Origin of the sequence: Nostoc sp. UHCC 0251, assembly GCF_034932245.1 — a bacterium.
In the GTDB taxonomy this organism is placed as follows: domain Bacteria; phylum Cyanobacteriota; class Cyanobacteriia; order Cyanobacteriales; family Nostocaceae; genus Nostoc.
Map to the genome: position 1 here is coordinate 28,073 of NZ_JAYGHD010000020.1, position 16,320 is coordinate 44,392.

Genomic DNA, 16,320 nt, shown 5'->3' on the forward strand with positions numbered 1-16,320 from the left:
TGATTCGACAGTGCGCTTGTGGGATATTGACGGCAACCCCATTGGTCAACCTTGGTGCGGACATGAAAAAGAAGTTAATTCTGTCGCCTTTAGCTTTGATGGTCAGTGGATTGTCAGTGCCAGCAATGATTCGACAGTGCGCTTGTGGGATATTGACGGCAACCCCATTGGTCAACCTTGGCAGGGACATGAGTATTGGGTAAATTCCGCAGCTTTTAGCCCTGATGGTAAACTGATTGCCAGTGGTAGTCTTGATGGAACAGTCCGCTTGTGGCAATGTGGGTGGCAAGAATGGTTACAAGTTTGCTGCAACAGGTTACATTATCATCCCGTCTTTCAAAATCCTGAAAATGGCAGTGATGTAGAAATTGCCCACCAAACTTGTCAAAAATATGTATGGAATCCACAATCCCCTAAACAGTTGCACAACCAAGGTGCAGCAAAGCTAAAAGAGAAAGCTTTGTCAGCAGCTTTAGAGGACTTTAAGCAAGCAGTTCCACTTAATTTCACATCGCACTGGAAAGATCGGCTTGCTTGGCAATCAGTATCCACAGCAGGGCAAACGCATGTGTGACTCGTTCCTAAGCCAATACATAACTTAGGGTGAGAACGCCAAGGAACAGAACCTTGAAAACCTCATAACTAAACCTGGGATAGAGGTGAAAGTCCTCTCATACAAGGGTAGTAGTAACTCCCGACCTGCCCACAGCGACCGAACTCGGAATTTCGGAGACTGAATTGCTAGTAGTGATCAGAATGAAACGATTCAGGTGTGGCGTTTGCAGCTGGATAGCAATCTGCCACGACTTCACCCCGACAAAATTTTTTCCAGCCCAATCGGTCGCCTGTCATCATTCAGCAACGTCAGTTTTAGCTTGGTGATTACTGTGTAACAGGTGTACCGTTTAAAGTCATCACAGGATCGCGATCGCAAAGGCTAATATCAGCTTTCCAACGGGAGGGGAATTTTGAATCAATGAAAGTGACTTTAAATCTGCCCCAATGATAGGTAGGTTTACCATCTGCCCCTTCTCTATAGGTATCGCAACGTACCGATGAAGACTTTTGTACCCAATAACCATTGTATGAACCTCGGTTATTAAACACTCCTGCTAAACCATCAATGAAGATTACTCCATCGCGACCATAACGCCACACGGCAGTTTTATTACGATCTTCTTGATAAACCACTTTATATTCTTCCGTTTTCCAAACCTCATCTGCTAGAGCTTTTTGAGGCACAGCAGTGCAAATCAATAAGGCGTATGTCAGGAAAACATAGTTCTTTTTCATAAAATTGACTTTGATAAATTCAAAATTTTGCATGAATTACGAGGTCAATTTTCTCACAATTTTATGCGCTTATTGCTAAAATCAAAGGGTTTTGCGGCTAAAACGCACATATTGCCGCGAGATTATGCTGTACTTCCCCAATCAATAGTTCCGCCTCTATGTTCAACCTGAATCGCCGTCAGTTTTTATTGCGAAGTACTCTCGCCATCGCCGCAACTATCACCTACGATCAAGTACTTGCCCAAAAACCAAATTCTCCTGGCGCTTTGCCCAAAGGATTGCCGCGTCAAAAGGTGCTTATTGTCGGTGCAGGTCTTTCTAGTTTAGTGGCAGCGTATGAATTAACAGCAGTTGGTCATGATGTCACCATTTTAGAAGCAAGGAAACGTGTCGGTGGTAGAATTTTAACTCTGCGAGGAGCGTTTCAAGCAGAGGATTTAGTAGAACTTGGAGCGGCCAGAATCCCATCAAATCATCATTTAACCCTTGGTTACATCAAACATTTTGGTTTAAAACTTTCACAGTTTGCGCCGACATCAGGGAAAATTCTGACGATGAAGGACGGAAAACGTCTATCAATCCCAGGGGAACAACTATTTCAAAATCAGCCACAAATCCGTCCACAAGAAATTCAAAAACTGACGGATGGATTTGATCTACTTCCCCAGGCATTTGCCCAAGCATTGACTAGAAAAATTAAACTTGATGATCCTGTTGCTCGGATCGTACAAACATCTAATGGTGTTGAAGTGTCGTGCTTGTCAGGGCAACAATATCTTGGTGATTGTGTATTGTGTACTGTCCCGTTAACTGTTTTAAATCAAATTACTTTTTCACCTGAGCTATCTCCAGCAAAAAAACAGGCGGCCGTAGGAGGATATAACTATCGAGAAGCAACCCGTGCCTTTGTGAAATTCCCTAATCGCTTCTGGGAAAAGGATAACTTAAATGGGTGGGGATTTTTCGAGGATGAAGAACTGTGGCATACTACTTGGGATAAACCTGAAAAGACAGGTATTCTTCATGCCTATCTCAAAGGAGAAAAAGCTCTTGAGATGGATGCTTTTGAGGGTAAAGCTCAACAGACAAAATTACTCCAGCATTGGGAGAAGATTTTGCCTGGGGTAAGTAATTACTCTGTGCGATCGCACTTTTATTCATGGACAAAAGATATCTGGTCAAAAGGAGGCTGGGCCTATCCAACAGATGAACAGGAGAAGAAACTGTTTTCAGAATTAGGGAAGTCAGAAGGAAAGATTTATTTCGCTGGAGACCATACTTCCAAGACGAGAGGCTGGCTTCAAGGAGCATTAGAATCTGGACTTAAAGCTGCTAAAGAAATTCACTTTGCTGGCTCTACCGTTCCTTTGATGAAAAGGTGACACCTCATATAGCCATCACTGTTACCATAATTGGGTTTAGGCCGAAAAAGTAACAGGACTTACGCAACGGGTACAGGGCGATCGCTATCTAATAGTTCATGCTTTATAACTGTTGAAATGCTTATCTTATATAGATTTTCGCAGTTTATGACCCCTTTTTTGGATTTTTTTGTGATAAATCCGGGAAAATATCTTGAAAAAATGCGGGGCCACGAAATTATGACCAAGTAACTCTTAGGAGTTGCCTATCTGTTATTATCAGTTCTGTTCAAGTCAGACAGAAATTATACTAGGAGATAAACAATGGGCAAGAAATATGATGTTTATGGTGTAGGCAATGCCTTAGTAGATATAGAATACGAAGTATCTCCAGAGTTACTACAAGAGTTAAAGATTGACAAAGGTGTAATGACACTTATAGATGAAGACAGTCAAAATCATATTTTGGAAAATCTCAAAAATCTTCATTGCCATAAGAGTTGTGGAGGTTCAGCCGCAAACACAATAGTGGCAATTAGTCAACTAGGAGGAAAAGCTTTTTATTCCTGTAAAGTGGCTAATGATGAGTTTGGAGACTTTTACATAGAAGATTTACTCAACTCTCAGGTAGATACCAACTTAAAAAATGGCGACCGCCAATCAGGAATTACAGGTAAATGTTTGGTGTTAGTAACTCCCGATGCAGATCGCACCATGAATACATTTTTGGGAATTACTGAAGAATTTTCTACACAAGAATTAGTATCATCAGCGCTCACTGATTCAGAATATGTCTATATTGAAGGATATTTAGTGACTTCTCCTACAGGAAAAGAAGCAGCTATAAAGGCTAGAGAAATAGCTGAAAAAGCGGGAGTAAAAACTACCATGTCCCTATCTGATTACAACATGGTGAAATTTTTTAAAAATGGTTTATTAGACATCATTGGATCTGGTTTAGACTTGATTTTTGCTAATGAAAGTGAAGCATTAGAACTCGCAGATACACAAGATTTTCAAGTAGCTGTAGACAAACTAAAAACCTTGAGTAAGAAATTTGCCATTACTCGCGGTCCCAAGGGTTCGGTAGTATTTGACGGTCAGAAATTAATCGAAATCGCTGCACCTCAAGTAAAAGCTGTAGATACAGTAGGAGCAGGAGATATGTATGCAGGAGCTTTCCTCTATGGAATTACGCAAGGTATGAGCTATGAAGAAGCCGGAAAATTAGCATCAGCCGCAGCTTCTAAGATTGTTACATCCTATGGACCAAGATTAAAAACTGAGGAATTAAAGGCATTAGTTATTGCTTAGAGGGTGTTTGAAAAGTTTTGAGAGGTCAAATTTTATGCCAGCAGTATAAGCCTTTGTAACCTATATGGGTTTAGGCTTATTTCTGCTTCAGAAATGTTTACAGTCAGTTTGTCTTTTATCCGTGAATTTTTACGCTATCGGGAATTAAAAATGCAAAATTAAGATTTGTTTATTCAAGCTTTAATTATTAATTTTTAATTGGAGCGTACTTCTAGGTCGAAGCAAGCTACGCACAGCGTCTCCTGGAGAAGCAACTTGACGCTTTAACTGGTCAATGATTACAAAACGAATATCTCGTTTTTCAGCAATCAGTTTAATCCCTAGTTGTTGAAGATTTAAGAAGTCTAATCCTTTTTCTTTACCATTTATTAAAAAGTCATTTATAGCAATTGTGTAAGTGCGTTTGGGGTCAAGAAGTTGGTCTTGAATCAACCAATTTCTTGAATTTGCTTGTTGACTAACTTTGGCTGTTTGCAGATAGCCACCGGTGCCTTGATTGGCTTGCCCTTGATCTAATACTCTTTGCAAAAGCGCACCATTTATTTCTACTGCCACAACTTTACCGCCAAAAGGCAGTATCCGAATCACGTCATATTGGGTAATTGGACCTGCTGGAATGACATCATCAAGGCGAATTGAACCGCCATTAAATACAGCTAAATCTGCGTCAGGTACTTCCTGTAACATTGCCTGGGCAATTAACTCTGTCAGCTTTGTGGATTGGTTGCGGACGCTAGATTCTAAACCATCTAAAGCAAATGTCAGTTTCCCAATTTCTTGATTTGGCTCAAAACCATTGGCGCGAAATGCCTGATAACCTAGTTCTAGCCACTCCTTGACTATCTTTGCCGTTTTTGGTTCGTCAGGGATTTTATCAGTAATCGGCACTAACCGAGAGTTAATTGCAAGACTTCTTTTGCTCGTATCGTAACTCAATTGGTGAACGTAAACTGTGCGTGCATTCGCATCTGCTTTAAAAATCGGTGTAAAATCCCGCCCCCGCCATTGCTGGATATTTTCATGCTCATGGCCTCCCAGAATCATGTCTATTTCCGGTACAGTTTCGGCTAGTTTGCGGTCATCTTCAATTGATAGATGGGTAAGAGCAACTACAATATCAACTTTACCCTTGAGTTTACTAACTTGCTGTTTGGCTGTTGCAATTGGATCGGTGTAACTGACGTACTTAGGCTGATTACTATCAACGGTAACACCAATTAATCCTACCCTAACCACAGCACCGCGATCGCCTTTGACATTGAATACTATTGAGCGGGGAACACTTTTGAAGGGTTGTCCTGTGCTATCAGATACATTACTGGAAACCCAGCGAAACCGAGATTCTTGCAATCTTTGATAGAAGAGGTTTTCGGGAAGGTCAAATTCGTGATTGCCAAAAGTTGCATAGTCGAACCCCAAGGCATTCATCACAGCTACCATTTGCTTACCAGCCAGAGGTGTACCGTTAATTTTGGCAGTTCCTAAAGCCGAAGGGCTAAAGGCGTCTCCAGCAAACAGAGTGTAAGTGCGAGGATTATCTTTGTAAAGCTGTTGTCGTAGAGTAGCGACACGCGCTAAACCGCCACGAGTTCCCCCCTCCACAGGAGTAATTTCATAGATATCGTTAAGTTGCAACAGGTTAATTTTAACGATTTCTGCAAGTGCAGGAGTAGCTAAAGTTACTGTGGCTAATACTTGTAAAATTACACTGCACCCTTGACAAATAAGTTTCATATTTAGCTTTGGAAACTCGTACTCTACGGAATTGATTGTACTAGGAAGAGGCAATTTCTGTTGCGATCGCATTCCCCATCGTGAAAGGAAAGCCATGATTGCGCTTGTTAACTTTAGATGCGAAGATTCTTAACTACTTTGATGTAGAAACACTGAAGTAGGTTCAGAACGCTATTTGCTAGCTTTAGATTTTCTTTACAAACTTTGTCTAAAATTATGGCGAATTGGTCAGATTCTTATCTCGGTAAGTTACGACAAGTTGTAGGCGATCGCTTACTTCTATTATTTGGCGCACGCGTGATTATCGAGGATAATTTGGGGCGCGTTTTGTTGCAAAAACGAAGTGATTTCAAACTTTGGGGGCTACCTGGTGGCTGTCCAGAAGTAGGTGACTCTGCCGAAGAATGTTCAGCAAGAGAAGTTTTTGAAGAAACTGGTTTAACGGTTAAGCGTTTTGAAGCTGTGGGGTTTTCTTCCAACCCAGCTTTTGAAACTGTAACTTATCCCAACGGCGATCGCGTCCAAAACTTCATTTTGATTTTGCGAGCTGTTGAATGGGAAGGCAGCCTCGCTTGTTTAGATGGAGAATCGTTAGCACTGGAATTTTTCGATTTGGCAGACTTACCTACGTTAATGCCAAATGATCGCCCTGTTTTGGAAAAGTTTCAAGAATACAAAAAAAGCGGCAAATTCCTGATGTTCTAAAGCATTTTTTCCAAGAACTGCTTGGCGCGATCGCACTGAGGATTTTGGAAAAACTCGCTAGGAGTAGTATCTTCTGCTAAAATTCCCTGGTCGAGAAACATAATCCGATTGGCAACAACTCTTGCAAAGCCCATTTCATGGGTAACAATCGCCATTGTCATACCAGATAGCGCTAAAGCTTTCATCACTTCCAGCACATCTTTGACCATTTCTGGATCTAGTGCAGAGGTGGGTTCATCAAACAAAATCATCTCTGGTTCCATTGCTAATGCCCTGGCGATCGCTACTCGCTGTTTCTGTCCCCCAGATAGTTTGGACGGATAAACATTGGCTTTTGGCTCTAAACCTACCTTAGCAAGCAATTCTAAACCATGTTCTTGTGCTTTTTGCTTGTTTATTCCTTTCACCTTTATGGGTGCGTAGGTGACATTTTGCAGCACATTCATGTGGGGAAACAAATTAAAATGTTGAAATACCATCACCAAATGCTGACGCACCTTAGCAATATTTGCCTTGGGCTTGGTGATTTCTTGATCGTGAAAGTAGATTCTGCCTCTGGTGGGTTGTTCTAATAAGTTTAGGCATCGCAAAAGAGTAGATTTCCCTGAGCCAGAAGGGCCTAGGATGGCAACCACTTCCCCCTGATAAAACTCAGTGGAAATATCTTTGAGTACGTCGAGTTTGCCAAAGGATTTACATAAGAATTCCGTGCGAATGATTACATTACTCACTTTCCCGTAACCTCCTTTCTAAAGCGGATGCACCCAAAGTCATACCCATTACCAAAACATAGTAGATTAACCCTGCAAATAGCAGTGGTTCAAAATAAATATACTTATTTGCACCAACGATTTGAGCGCTGCGTAATATTTCCACCACTCCAATCGTTGACACTAGCGCCGAATCTTTGAGCAATCCGATAGTTTCATTTACCAATGCTGGGAGAATGTTCTTCAATGCTTGGGGCAAAATCACATCCCACATCATCAACCAATAGGGAACACCCATAGACATCGCCGCTTCACTTTGCCCTTTATCCACCGCCTGAATTCCACCCCTGATGGTTTCCGACATATAAGCGCCAGAATTCAGGGTAAAAGTTAACACCCCAGCCTCCAATGCGGAAATATCATAGCCTGTAAGCTGGGGTGTTGCGTAGTAAACTAATGCCAACTGTAATAACAAAGGTGTACCTCGAAAAACAGAGGTATAGGCATTCGCAACCCAGGTAAGCGGCTTGATGCCGAGAATTTTTAACAGAGACAGGATTGTTCCCCAGATTAACCCCAAAGTTACAGATAATAGCGTAAACAACAAAGTTAACGGGATTCCCCGCAGAATAAAGGGAATATCTGGAAGAATTCTGGTGAAGTCGAGATTCAATCCGCCTTTGGCAGGAGTTGAGGATGCAGGATTGGCGGTAGTAGTCTGTGAAAACCACTTGGTTACTAGTTTAGCCAATGTGCCATTGTCCTTCATTTGTTGAAGGACTTTGTTAAACGGTTCTACTAAAGAAGAACCTTTAGGAAAAGCGATCGCAGATCCACTTGCTTCCTCTGAGGGAATAATATTAAACTCTAAATCTGGGTTAGCTTGGGCGAATCCTTTAGCGACGGTATCCTCAATAATTGCTGCGTCAATTCGCCCAGATTTGATTTCCTGAACTACTTCCGGCACTCTGTTGAGTTGCTTTAGCTGAATACCCGCAAATTTTTTAGCAATTTTCTGGGCATTTTGTTCTTGTATCGTTCCTAGTTGTACCCCTACTTTTTTTCCTGATAAATCTTCAGGCTGCTTCAAGTTGCTACCTTTAGGAGCGACAATGGTATCTTTGGCTTCGTAATAAATAATTGAAAAGTCAATATTTTTCTGACGTTCTGGAGTCGGAGTCATCCCAGCCATTACAAAGTCAGCGCGATTTGCTTGAAGTGCAGGAATTAATCCATTAAAATCGGATTCCATTATTTGAAGTTTAAACCCTAGTTTTTCAGCAAGGGTCTTAGCAATATCTATATCAAAGCCAACGATTTGGCGCTCGCCTCCTTTAGTATCATAAAACTCATAAGGGGGATAATCTGGGGAAGTAATCATCGTTAGCGTGTCTTTGCCTACAGATGAAGCAGCTTTTAAAGAATTACTATGTCCTGCGATGATATTGATTACTACTGTTACAATCAGTATCGTTAATAACCATACTTTTCTTTTCTTCATAAATTTGATAATCCTCTAATTTACATTCCGCACCTGAAACTGTCAGCACAATTCGCAATTCGCAATTCGCAATTCGCAATTAATGCCCACGGATAAATCCGGGGGCTTGAACCAAGCAAAGTTTAAAATTTATCTATCCATAAATGAATTTAGGGGCTTGTACCATCAAGGAATAATTGGTCATATCAATTGAGCAGATCATACCTGTGCTATGCGGCAAATAAAAGTTCTAATTTGAAAATTTTTGTTTAGGCAAAGCGACAAAGCATTTGTTAAACCAATTCGCAATTCGCAATTACGTTTTGTAACGGGGATTTAACCCCGACACAAAACCTGCTGCCTGTAGAGGCGGGGGAATTAAACCCCCAAACTTTGTTAAAATAGAAGATTAAGTACAGAAAGGTTTAAAAAAATAGAGATTTTATTCAATTATTTTTCCACTGTGTAAGTGTAATACCAAACCCCAAAATTACCAGGATTAAAAGTTATCTAATCTACGTTTATTAATATAAAGTTTGAGTTTTTACAGGGTTTACTAGCAAATACTTCTGTCAATTCTCCGACAATATATTAAAATTTTACTATTATTTAGCCCTCATATTTGATTGTTAAAAAAATTCACTATAACTCAAAAAGGCTTCTTGCCTATTGCCTATTGCCTATTGCCTAATTTATTTTTGAGTAATACAGTAAAGATACTACCATTTGGATGATTATCTTCAATGGTAATCGTACCGGAATGTGCCTCGATCGCTATTTTGCAGAAAGCCAATCCTAAACCAATTTGCGAAACATCTGGCATTCGAGTTCCAATTTCATACTTCTCGAAAATGATTTGTCGTAAGTCTTCAGGGACTCCCGAACCAGAATCAGCGACTTGCACTTTTGCACCACCTGCTGCCAAATATTCTCCCCGTAGGGTTACTTGAGAGTTAGACGGTGAGAACTTAACGGCATTGGAGAGTAAATTATCCAGCACTCGGCGAAAGATAACTGCATCTACTGTAACAATGCCACCAGGTTCGGGTAATTCACATCTCAGGGTCAAATTCTTTTGAGCAGCGATCGCCTCAATATCTGCTAAGGCTGATATACACAGCGCACAAATATCTACTTGTGTGTAGTTGAGAACCATTTTTCCAGATTCCAGCTTTGCCATGATCAGCAAGCTATCAATCAACGATTGTAGTTGTTGTCCAGCAAGTAAAATTTGATCGATTTTTCCTTGCTGCTGTTCAGGTGACAAATCTGGCAACCGCAGAATTTCTGTCCCTAAGACAATACTGGTAAGTGGATTTCGCAGATCATGCACAATCATATTTACCATGTCTTCTCGCAGTTTCAGCAATACTTGCATACTGTCATACTGCTGCTTAATCCGCAGCATGGAATGAACTCTAGCTCGTAATTCCACACCGTTGACGGGTTTACTAATGAAGTCATCTGCACCCGTTACCAGACATCGAGCCAAATCTTCTTTAGCAGTTAATGCAGTCACCATGATAATCGGAACCGCTTGCCATTTTGGATCGGCTTTGATGCGCTGGCAGACTTCCATCCCATCTAGATCAGGCATCATGACATCGAGCAAAATCAGATCAGGTTGAAAACTATTGAGGCGATTTAGAGCTTGTTGACCACTAGGAGCATAGTATAGCTGGTAGTTTTCGCCATCCAGCAAGGTTTCAACAACATCAAAGTTATCGGGTTCATCATCGATTACTAAAATGGAGGGTTGACTATCCATCGAGAATTTCCGCTACCTTTCTAAAAGTTGTTGAATTATGGCTACAAGCTGTTTAAGTTTTATGGGTTTAGTCAAATATTGATTAGCTCCGGCCGCCAAACAAGTTTCGCGATCGCCTGGCATAGCTAGGGCTGTTAGTGCAATTATCGGAATATTCACAAATTCTCGATCATCACGGATGAGCCGTATCGCTTCCAAACCATCCATTCTCGGCATTTGAATGTCCATCACAATTAAGTCGGGGCGTTGAACTCGAACAAGGTTAATAGCTTGTTGTCCATTGTTTGCCAAAATGAGATGATACCCTCTAGCTTCAAGATAACCGGACATAGTATCAATATTTGCTTGATTATCTTCTGCTAGCAAAATCAAAGGTGGTTTCAGAGTGGCTTTTGGCAATACCCGATTTGGCGACTTGGAACGGGTAGAAGGTTGCAGTTTATTTATAGCTGCTTGAAGTTGAGCGCGGGTAATGGGTTTGACCAGATATTCAAACGCTCCCTGAGCCAGTCCTTTGGTACGTTCATCCACAACTGAAATAATGATTGCTGGAATATCTTTGGTTTTTGGGTTGGTTTTGAGTTGATTTAGCACGTCCCAACCCGATAGATTCGGTAGTTGCAGATCCAGGATAACTAGAGCAGGCTGAACGCGTAGCACTTCTTCTACAGCTCCTTTACCTTTGGGATAAATGATTGGTTGCATTCCCATTTCGCTTAAGTAGCGAGTAATTTGTTCAGCCGCCGCAATAGAATCTTCAACAATCAAAACTTGAGCATTCTCAGCAGTTAAGCAATAGCTGGGCAATAAAGTAGTTACCTGCCTTGTTGGCAGATTATCGCTGGTATGGTAGGGAATGCGGACGGTAAAACAACTTCCTTCTCCAACTTTACTGCTAACTGAGGCTGTTCCTCCATGTAGGGTAACAATCTGTTTTACTAGTGCCAAACCTAGACCAGTGCCACTGTATTGGCGGTTAAGACTGCTGTCAAGCTGGATGAAGGGCTGAAACAGCTTACCGATTTCTTCAGCGGCGATACCGATGCCGGTATCAGTGACATGGAAACAGAGCTTTGGGAAACATGAGGTGGACAAGGGAGCCAAGGCAAAATTTACTCCCCCTGCCTCCCCTGCCTCCCCTACTCCCCCTGCCCCTTCCAGCCGGACTTTTAGCGTTACAGATCCCCCCTCTGGCGTGAACTTGACAGCATTACTCAGCAGGTTGATAAGTACTTGACGCAGGCGGCGATCGTCTACTTGGATGCTGTCAAGATTCTCAGAAACATGAATACTAAGACGAATATTTTTTTTCAAAGCCATCTGTTTGACCAAGGCAAGGCTAGCATCACAGAGGCTCCTGACAGAAATATCACTCAATTGCAGTTCGAGTTTGCCAGATTCGATTTTAGATAAGTCTAAAATGTCGTTGATTAGTTCTAGCAAATGTCTACCACTGCGCTCAATAGTAGCGATCGCTTTTGCTTGTCTTTCATTAATGGAACCAAACACACTTTCCTGTAAGCCCTCTGACATACCCAAAATGGCATTGAGAGGTGTTCGCAGTTCATGGCTCATGTTTGCGAGAAATTCGTCTTTGAGGCGAGTGGCGCGGGCAAGTTCGACGTTGGCTTTAGCAAGTTGCTCATTCGTATGCCGCAGTTGTGCTTCGGCTTGTTTGCGTTCGCGCAGCGCAGCTTGCTGTTCGCTGATATCAGCGATCCGGACTAGATTCATAGTACGTCCGGCTACAGTAATAGTTTTAGCTGCAATGTTTCCCCAGAAAATTTTCCCCTGAAGAGTAATATATTCAATCTCTCGGCTCCAGACACCTTTTAACTGCATATCTGTCACGATCACATCCGTTTCGCTAGCAGTAAATGGACGGTGTTGGAGTGTTTGCCCATTAATATTGATCAATTGATTTTTGTCAGCTGCCTCAAACAGTTCTACCGCCTGCCGATTACAATCCAAGGTGAGCCGTGTTTGCGGATCAACTAGAAAGATGGCATCGGCAGATTCGTTAAAAATTGCTTCTCGCAAATCTCTGTTGTGGATGAGTTCTTGTTCGGCTTGTTTGCGATTACTGATATCCGTTAGTGTACCGATATAGCCGATAATAGTCCCACTGGCGTTAGTTTCAGGTAACACATAGCAGTGAAACCAGTTGATACTGCCGTCTGGACACAGATGTCTACCCTCGTTGTAATAAAGTTCTGTTTGCTCTAATTCCGCCTCATACCATTTCTTGAGGATGCGATCGCGGTCTTCTGGGTGTATTGCTTCTATCCACCCCATCCCCAATGCTGCCTGTGTCGGTCTACCCGTAAGATCGCTCCAGCACTCGTTAACGTAAATACAGTTACCAGCATTGTCAAGCCGGAAAATAGCCACAGGAGCCGCTTTTGCTAATGTTGCATAACGTTGTTCGCTGTCTTTGAGGGCTTCTTCTACTTGTTTGCGTTGTGTTATGTCAATGTGGCAACCAATCATCCGAAGGGGATTGCCGTCTTGATCCCACGCAATTACACGACCGGAACACATCACCCAAACGGTAGAACCATCCTTATGCCGATATCTCACCTCATTGTAATAAGGAATTTTTCCACGACTTTGGACATGTTGCTCGAAAATTTCCAAAACACCTGGTAAATCCTCAGGAAAAATCAGGCGTTGCCAGCTCTCTGGTGTATTTGGCAACTCATGAGCTTCATAGCCGAACATCTGCTTGAAGGTTAAGCTCAAGTACTCCTGATTGCCTGGAATATCCCAGTCCCAATAACCTGCTAAGACTACTTCAAGAATCTGCTCCAGAAGATGTAATTCAATTCGCGGTATCTCTGCGTGCCGCCGCTCCTCTTCTGAGAGCTTGCGTTCTGTTTGTTGGCGTTTTGCAAGTTCTGCCTGTGCTTGCTCATAGGCACTCGCCTGTTGAATAGCGATCGCTATTTTCATCGCCCGGACAGCAATCATTTCATCCCCTTGTCCTGTCAGCATAATTACAGCAGTTTGGGTATTGCTATGGCATTCCCGAAATTGCTGAATAAACTTCAGCCTATCCCCGTCAGGCAACATAAAACCCAACAAAATAATATCTGGTATCTCCTGTTGACACCATTCTAGGGCTTGAGTTACCTTCTCAAACTCCAAAATGCGATAGGTATACAGACTGTCCTGCTGCAAGAAGTGGCATAATTCCAGCCGAGCTTCGGCGTAATCATCAATCAGCAAGATCGTGAGGCAAGAAGGATAACTCATAAAGTTAAAATTACAAACGCGATCGCGCCTCAAAAAATTATATCCCGATATACGTCATGTTAATAGCTTGATGTAAAGAGAAAATTCTTAGTTTTGAACGAAAAAATAAAGGTTTCAAGCCTATCCCACCGTGGGAGCTACAGTGTACACACAAGTAGTTTTATGCCAATACGCTTGGCATAAGCCAGAAAGCCGTCATGTAGAGACGCGATTTATCGCGTCTCAAAAACTAATACGTTAGAGAGACGCGATAAATCGCCGTCTCTACAAAGCCATCTGCCCTCAGCAAGACTTCCTCAACCAATTCTGACTTTGTTCGCCTCTAAAAGCTTAACGCTGGCATAAATAGCATCAATATAAGGTGTGGGAATTTGAGTGAGTTTTCCCAATTCAGCTACCGCGCCAACAATAGCGTTTATCTCCGTGGAGCGTCCGGCTTCAATATCTTGTAGCATTGAGGTTTTATGGGCACCAACATTTTCTGCCCCATTAATTCGCTGTTCCAAGGTAATGCCAAACTTTATACCCAACTTTTGGGCGATCGCTTGGGTCTCTGTCATCATTTGCCGTGCTAGTTCACGGGTGAGGGGATAGCGACAAATATCCTCTAAAGTAGCACCAGTCAGGGCACTAATGGGATTAAATGCCACATTACCCCACAACTTGATCCAAATTTCTGTGCGAATTTGATTGCGGATTGGTGCTTTGAATCCTGCTTGCTTGAGAGTTTGCGCTAATAATTGAAGGCGTTCTGTTTTAGTGCCATCGATTTCACCGAGAGTAAAGCGATCGCCTTCAATATGCTTAATCACGCCTGGTTCAATTATCTCAGTTGCTGGGTAAACAACACAACCGATGGCGCGGTCAGCACCGATATTAGCTTCAATAATCCCATCTGGGTCAACAGATTGAATCCGCGTACCTTCATACTCACCGCCATATTTGCGAAAGTACCACCAAGGAACGCCATTTTGGGCTGTTACTACAATTGTGTGAGCATCGTAGAGTGCAGGGAGAAAAGGTGCGATCGCAGGTACACTGTGAGCCTTGACAGTTAAAATTACTACATCTTGTGGCCCTGCTGACTGGATATCACTAGTTGCCAGAGACGGAGTAGCAATTTGGCTAGAACCGTCTGTCATGAGCAACTTCAACCCATTTTTTTGAATTGCCTCTAAATGAGAACCACGAGCGATCAGCGTTACTACTTCACCTGCCAGTGCCAGTTTTGCCCCTAAATATCCACCAATCGCGCCCGCGCCAACAATACAAATTTTCATTTTGTTTAGGGTTAGTTAGCAAATAATTAACTATAGGACTCATACTTGATTGCGTGAAAAAACTCCGTACAGATCAAAAAGCCTTCTTGACTATTGCCTATTGCCTATTGCCTATTGCCTATTGCCTATTGCCTATTGCCTGCCCACGCAAATAAATTCAAAAATCAAAGCGGATTCCTATAGCACAGCACTTGGAATACAATTCTTTTGACTTCCGCTTTGTGGCGCTAATTATTTTCTCTCAAACACTTAGGCTTTGCATCGCTGACAGTAGGTCTTGATGAACAGATTTTGACGCAGCTACTATCAATCCAGGGAGGCTATAGTTTTGACAAGTATGCAGTGGTGGTAAAGTCGAACCGTCGAGAGTAGTTACAATCCAGCCAGCCTCTTTCGCAATAAAAGCGAGTGCAGCACTATCAATAAATTTGCCCGATTTGATGACTGCTCCACTCAAGTCACCAGTGAGAATACCATTGAGATTAGGAATTTGAATATCACTAGAGTAATCAGTTGCTATATCAATTACTTGATATTGATCTTTTAGTAAATGTGCGATAAAATTCATTCCCCATCCCAACAAAATAGAAGGTTTGGCGGATGTTATGTTTAATGGGGCACAAGCTTCTAAGCTCATATCTAGCGTCCCTTTAAAAGCACCTTCACCTCGAAAAGCGTAAAAATAAATGTTTTGGGCAGGGGAAATTGCGAGTACTGCTTCAAAGTCATCAGAATTTAGAATACTGAGAATAATTTGGTAATTAGAATGTCCATCCATATAAAACTTCGTGCCATCAATCGGGTCGAGCGTGACTAGATAATCACCTTCTAAACCGAGTTCCGTAGCGCGAAAATACTTAGTATTGCTAGAACTTTCATACTCTTCCCCAAAAAAACGAATCTCTGGAAAAGTGCCCAGTAGTACTACCTCTACAAAATTTTGAATAGCCACATCTGCATCAGTAAGTGCGGCAGCAAAAAAGTTTTTTCCTTGTTCTTTGGCGGGAAGTGCAGCAATTTTTGGTTGAAGAAAACGGGCATAGGTTGCTGCTACTTTGAGATGGGGGAGTAAAGTTTCCAAAATCAGTCGAGTAGTAGGCGTTGTGGGCATTGCAGCAAACTCCTTTCAGAAATAATCTACCGTTGGCAGGACGATAAAATTCTATATATAAACAAAAATACGGTATCATTTTGATGCAATGATACCATCGTTGCTATATTACTTTAAATAAGACATCTCCAGAAATGAATTATGCGTTACTTGAAACCCTTGTAGAGACGCTGCATTGCAACGTCTCTACATTCGCGGAGATGTCTATAGATTAATTCTCGACAATGGGTCTATCCATGCCCCAAAACAATTACATAAGTAGATAGGCATCAAAAAAGTCCGGTATGTTAAGATATATAAATACTGAAA

12 protein-coding genes are annotated in these 16,320 nt (G+C 42.0%); 4 read left to right on the top strand and 8 right to left on the bottom strand.

Going from position 1 to position 16,320, the window contains the following annotated elements; translation table 11 throughout:
• Nucleotides 1-574, top strand: a 574-nt coding sequence (locus VB740_RS04550; RefSeq protein WP_416289199.1) for a WD40 repeat domain-containing protein, incomplete at its 5' end; no start/stop codon positions are given.
• A 308-nt stretch (nt 575-882) separates the two neighbouring features.
• Here the strand turns inward: VB740_RS04550 and VB740_RS04555 are convergent.
• The gene (locus VB740_RS04555; RefSeq protein ID WP_323198875.1) at nt 883-1,293 is read right to left on the bottom strand and encodes a hypothetical protein; all 411 of its coding nucleotides are present in this window, start codon (nt 1,291-1,293) and stop codon (nt 883-885) included.
• Between the two features lie 158 nt (nt 1,294-1,451).
• Here VB740_RS04555 and VB740_RS04560 point away from each other — a divergent pair, with 158 nt between their 5' ends.
• Nucleotides 1,452-2,675 (top strand): flavin monoamine oxidase family protein, encoded by a 1,224-nt coding sequence (locus VB740_RS04560; RefSeq protein WP_323198876.1) that lies wholly within the window; start codon nt 1,452-1,454, stop codon nt 2,673-2,675.
• A 303-nt stretch (nt 2,676-2,978) separates the two neighbouring features.
• On the top strand, nt 2,979-3,968 hold the full coding sequence (locus VB740_RS04565; RefSeq protein ID WP_323198877.1) for an adenosine kinase: 990 nt from the start codon (nt 2,979-2,981) through the stop codon (nt 3,966-3,968).
• 180 nt (nt 3,969-4,148) lie between these two features.
• Here VB740_RS04565 and VB740_RS04570 read toward each other — a convergent pair whose 3' ends face one another.
• A complete protein-coding gene (locus VB740_RS04570) occupies nt 4,149-5,798 on the bottom strand; it encodes a bifunctional metallophosphatase/5'-nucleotidase (RefSeq protein ID WP_323198878.1) in 1,650 nt (549 codons plus the stop codon).
• A 120-nt stretch (nt 5,799-5,918) separates the two neighbouring features.
• On the opposite strand from VB740_RS04570, the gene VB740_RS04575 reads away from it, so the two are divergent.
• The gene (locus VB740_RS04575; protein WP_323198879.1) at nt 5,919-6,407 is read left to right on the top strand and encodes an NUDIX hydrolase; all 489 of its coding nucleotides are present in this window, start codon (nt 5,919-5,921) and stop codon (nt 6,405-6,407) included.
• On the opposite strand, the gene VB740_RS04580 is transcribed toward VB740_RS04575, so the two are convergent.
• The 6 genes from VB740_RS04580 to VB740_RS04605 form a co-directional block, all read right to left on the bottom strand.
• Nucleotides 6,404-7,138 (bottom strand): amino acid ABC transporter ATP-binding protein, encoded by a 735-nt coding sequence (locus tag VB740_RS04580; protein WP_323198880.1) that lies wholly within the window; start codon nt 7,136-7,138, stop codon nt 6,404-6,406. The genes VB740_RS04575 and VB740_RS04580 overlap by 4 nt on opposite strands.
• Nucleotides 7,131-8,618: an ABC transporter permease subunit gene (locus VB740_RS04585; RefSeq protein ID WP_323198881.1), complete on the bottom strand. Its 1,488-nt coding sequence runs from the start codon at nt 8,616-8,618 to the stop codon at nt 7,131-7,133. The genes VB740_RS04580 and VB740_RS04585 overlap by 8 nt, the downstream gene beginning before the upstream one ends.
• A 652-nt stretch (nt 8,619-9,270) precedes the next feature.
• On the bottom strand, nt 9,271-10,365 hold the full coding sequence (locus VB740_RS04590) for a response regulator (RefSeq protein ID WP_323198882.1): 1,095 nt from the start codon (nt 10,363-10,365) through the stop codon (nt 9,271-9,273).
• Between the two features lie 12 nt (nt 10,366-10,377).
• The gene (locus tag VB740_RS04595; RefSeq protein ID WP_323198883.1) at nt 10,378-13,620 is read right to left on the bottom strand and encodes a response regulator; all 3,243 of its coding nucleotides are present in this window, start codon (nt 13,618-13,620) and stop codon (nt 10,378-10,380) included.
• Nucleotides 13,621-13,916: 296 nt separating this feature from the next.
• Nucleotides 13,917-14,900 (bottom strand): 2-dehydropantoate 2-reductase, encoded by a 984-nt coding sequence (locus VB740_RS04600; RefSeq protein ID WP_323198884.1) that lies wholly within the window; start codon nt 14,898-14,900, stop codon nt 13,917-13,919.
• 241 nt (nt 14,901-15,141) lie between these two features.
• Complete coding sequence (locus VB740_RS04605; RefSeq protein ID WP_323198885.1) at nt 15,142-16,011, bottom strand: inositol monophosphatase family protein; 870 nt, start codon at nt 16,009-16,011, stop codon at nt 15,142-15,144.
• Nucleotides 16,012-16,320 lie beyond the last annotated feature (309 nt).

Coding starts and splice junctions, on each gene's coding strand:
- VB740_RS04555 (WP_323198875.1), bottom strand. CDS start 1,293: ATGAAAAAGAACTATGTTTTCCTGACATACGCCTTATTGATTTGCACT.
- VB740_RS04560 (WP_323198876.1), top strand. CDS start 1,452: ATGTTCAACCTGAATCGCCGTCAGTTTTTATTGCGAAGTACTCTCGCC.
- VB740_RS04565 (WP_323198877.1), top strand. CDS start 2,979: ATGGGCAAGAAATATGATGTTTATGGTGTAGGCAATGCCTTAGTAGAT.
- VB740_RS04570 (WP_323198878.1), bottom strand. CDS start 5,798: ATGGCTTTCCTTTCACGATGGGGAATGCGATCGCAACAGAAATTGCCT.
- VB740_RS04575 (WP_323198879.1), top strand. CDS start 5,919: ATGGCGAATTGGTCAGATTCTTATCTCGGTAAGTTACGACAAGTTGTA.
- VB740_RS04585 (WP_323198881.1), bottom strand. CDS start 8,618: ATGAAGAAAAGAAAAGTATGGTTATTAACGATACTGATTGTAACAGTA.
- VB740_RS04590 (WP_323198882.1), bottom strand. CDS start 10,365: ATGGATAGTCAACCCTCCATTTTAGTAATCGATGATGAACCCGATAAC.
- VB740_RS04595 (WP_323198883.1), bottom strand. CDS start 13,620: ATGAGTTATCCTTCTTGCCTCACGATCTTGCTGATTGATGATTACGCC.
- VB740_RS04600 (WP_323198884.1), bottom strand. CDS start 14,900: ATGAAAATTTGTATTGTTGGCGCGGGCGCGATTGGTGGATATTTAGGG.
- VB740_RS04605 (WP_323198885.1), bottom strand. CDS start 16,011: ATGCCCACAACGCCTACTACTCGACTGATTTTGGAAACTTTACTCCCC.